The organism is Streptomyces sp. yr375 (assembly GCF_900110755.1).
Classification (GTDB): domain Bacteria; phylum Actinomycetota; class Actinomycetes; order Streptomycetales; family Streptomycetaceae; genus Streptomyces.
This window is the reverse complement of record NZ_FOFF01000109.1, coordinates 1-2,198: the sequence shown is the minus strand read 5'-3', so window position 1 is coordinate 2,198 and position 2,198 is coordinate 1. Positions and strand designations below refer to the sequence as shown.

The 2,198-nt window shown below is 60.9% G+C and carries 3 protein-coding genes and 1 pseudogene; all 4 read right to left on the bottom strand.

Annotated elements, in window-relative coordinates:
• Positions 1 to 288, bottom strand: a 288-nt coding sequence (locus BMZ82_RS39010; protein WP_143099025.1) for a hypothetical protein, incomplete at its 3' end; no start/stop codon positions are given.
• Between the two features lie 226 nt (positions 289 to 514).
• Positions 515 to 808: pseudogene (locus BMZ82_RS39005) on the bottom strand (transposase family protein); the annotation flags it as partial.
• A 118-nt stretch (positions 809 to 926) separates the two neighbouring features.
• Positions 927 to 1,310: a hypothetical protein gene (locus BMZ82_RS40515; protein WP_143099024.1), complete on the bottom strand. Its 384-nt coding sequence runs from the start codon at positions 1,308 to 1,310 to the stop codon at positions 927 to 929.
• On the bottom strand, positions 1,300 to 1,587 hold the full coding sequence (locus BMZ82_RS40510; protein WP_143099023.1) for a hypothetical protein: 288 nt from the start codon (positions 1,585 to 1,587) through the stop codon (positions 1,300 to 1,302). The genes BMZ82_RS40515 and BMZ82_RS40510 overlap by 11 nt, the downstream gene beginning before the upstream one ends.
• Between the last annotated feature and the right edge of the window lie 611 nt (positions 1,588 to 2,198).

Sequence of the window (2,198 nt, the reverse complement as noted above, 5' to 3'; positions counted from 1 at the left end):
CCTCCGTACGAAGTCCACGCCGAGTACGAGAAGTTGCGAATCGCCGCGTGAAATGAACGGCCAGAAGCCTGTCCGGAAAACGCGAGGCTCCTCAGTGAGCCGTGCCCACTTGTCTGCGGGCGCGTCGGCGAGTTCCGTGTCCATGGCGTCGGTCCGCTGAAGATTGATCCACCCCTCGTCACGGAGATGCCTCAAGCACACAGTCGCATGGTCAGTGGCGTCGATGATGTGGGTGTCGATAAAAAGCAGGAGCGCCGTGAGGTTGTGCGGCGTCGGGGCGATGGCCATGCGCAGCACGGTAACCCCGCGTCGTCCCTGCGGGAACGCGCTGGCGGTGCCGGGCCATCAGCCGAACGGGGGGTACGCCATGCGCGTACGTACCGGGCGGTGCGACCTCGGAGAATTGTTGAAGCCATGGGTGCTGCACAAAGGACCCTGGTTGCCTTGCACGTCAGGCGCACGATCAGGGGGTCTTCTGCTGAATCCAGGTGGCGGGTTGCCGCAGGCGGCTAGGCTCCAGCAGGACGAAGTCCGCATCGGCCTCGCGCAGGACCTTCAGCAGTCCCGGCGCACGTTCGGCGAGCAGGTTGATGACCGTGCTGGTGTAGGCGTGAGCGGTGGACTCGCTGATCCCGAACCCTGCAGCAATCTTCGCCAGAGTGGTGTGCTCGCGCAGGTACACCAGTGCCATCGCACGCTGAGACGGACGGAGCTTGCAGCGCCGGTCGCCCTCACGGGTGACAACGAGCATCGTCACCCACTCGACGAGCGCATGGGGCAGGTCGAGTGCGGCAGGATAGATGACCAACGAGGCCCCCGAGCAGCGTGGTTGAGACGTCAGACATCTCGATCAACAGCCCGGGGGCCTCGCTCGTTGCGCTTCATGGACCATCACCTGATCGGTGGCCAACTCGAAGACGCTCAGTTCACTCCTGCGGTGATTTTTCGTCGACTCCGCGCATCTTCTGCCGGATCCGCCTGAGGGTTTCCATGTCGGACTTTTTCACTTCGGCCATCGCGTCCTGACGGTCCTCTTCGGTCTCTTGCAAATTAGCAATCTTCACCATCCGAGCCCTATGCCTGCTCGTCTGCCAGTTATCCAAACCGCCATCCATGACATTGAGCACGGCAGCAATGACGTACGGCAGAAAGAGGACCGCCCAAGGGGCGGCGAACATGAGCATTTTACCGGGCGCCGTAGTAGGTCCGAGCCAGTATGAAATTCCCAAAATGCCCGTGGTGATGCTTGCGCCACTGATACTCGATGCGGTAATGGTAACTGACCGCACCTTCCCCTTGCTAGCGCTCATCGCCGTTCCCCTCCACCGAAGAGGAAGACGAGGCGTTCGACTCTTTATCTATAGGGCTGCGGCCCACTTCCCCTTGCCGGGGGATTTCCGGCGGCGGCGGCTTCGGCTTGCTCAGATAATCCCTCTCCGCGGAAATTGGTTCGCCATTCCTGGCCGCGTCTTCCTCCAGATCAAACCTCCTCTTGCGCTCAATGAATCTCCGCGCCAGTTCATACGCCATCGGGATCACAGTCCCTGCCAGCGATAGAGAGGCCCACCACCACGCGCCATCAACCATGGTCAGGAGCATAGCCCTGGGGCGCTCAGCGCAAGCACCAAACCTCTAAACGGATGTCGATCATCCACTTACCTGGCATCCCGGAGTCGATCAACAGATCGACTCCTTTTCATGCCCTGAAGGAGGTCATCATGAGTGGTGCCGCAGAGCTTATTCGATAGTGAAGGCCGAAGTCGGTTAAAAGGAAGGTTATTCCGGGGGGCGCTGGAACAACAAGGAGAAGTGTGCCGGCGAGGTGCCGGGTGTGGCTTGTGTTTCGAGGAGTAGTTGGCCCTGCCGCCGCCGAGGCGGTCGCACTATGGAGCGTGCCGTCCAAATCGGGCTTCACGAGTAATGCCATCGCGGCGATGGTGCCCGAAGCGGGCCGTGTGCAGGCGCTCACGCCTGAGCTGATTGAGGTCGAAGGTTAGGCCGTCATTAAGCGTTTCTTCGTAGACACGATCAACTACGAGCAAACGGGGTGCGAGCTCCATGTGTGTGTCGGGGATGAGCAAGCTGTCGTACAGGGTGAGTCAGTGACGTTTTCTCAGCGGTGATCATTTCCAGAGTTCGTTGAGCACGAGGGCAGCGCGGGCGATGTCGCCGATCCGGCCGGGGCTGAGGGTGATGCG

What these genes read in the sequence shown, in the direction of transcription:
- BMZ82_RS40515 (WP_143099024.1), bottom strand. Translation starts at nt 1,310, where the DNA reads ATGAGCGCTAGCAAGGGGAAGGTGCGGTCAGTTACCATTACCGCATCG.
- BMZ82_RS40510 (WP_143099023.1), bottom strand. Translation starts at nt 1,587, where the DNA reads ATGGTTGATGGCGCGTGGTGGTGGGCCTCTCTATCGCTGGCAGGGACT.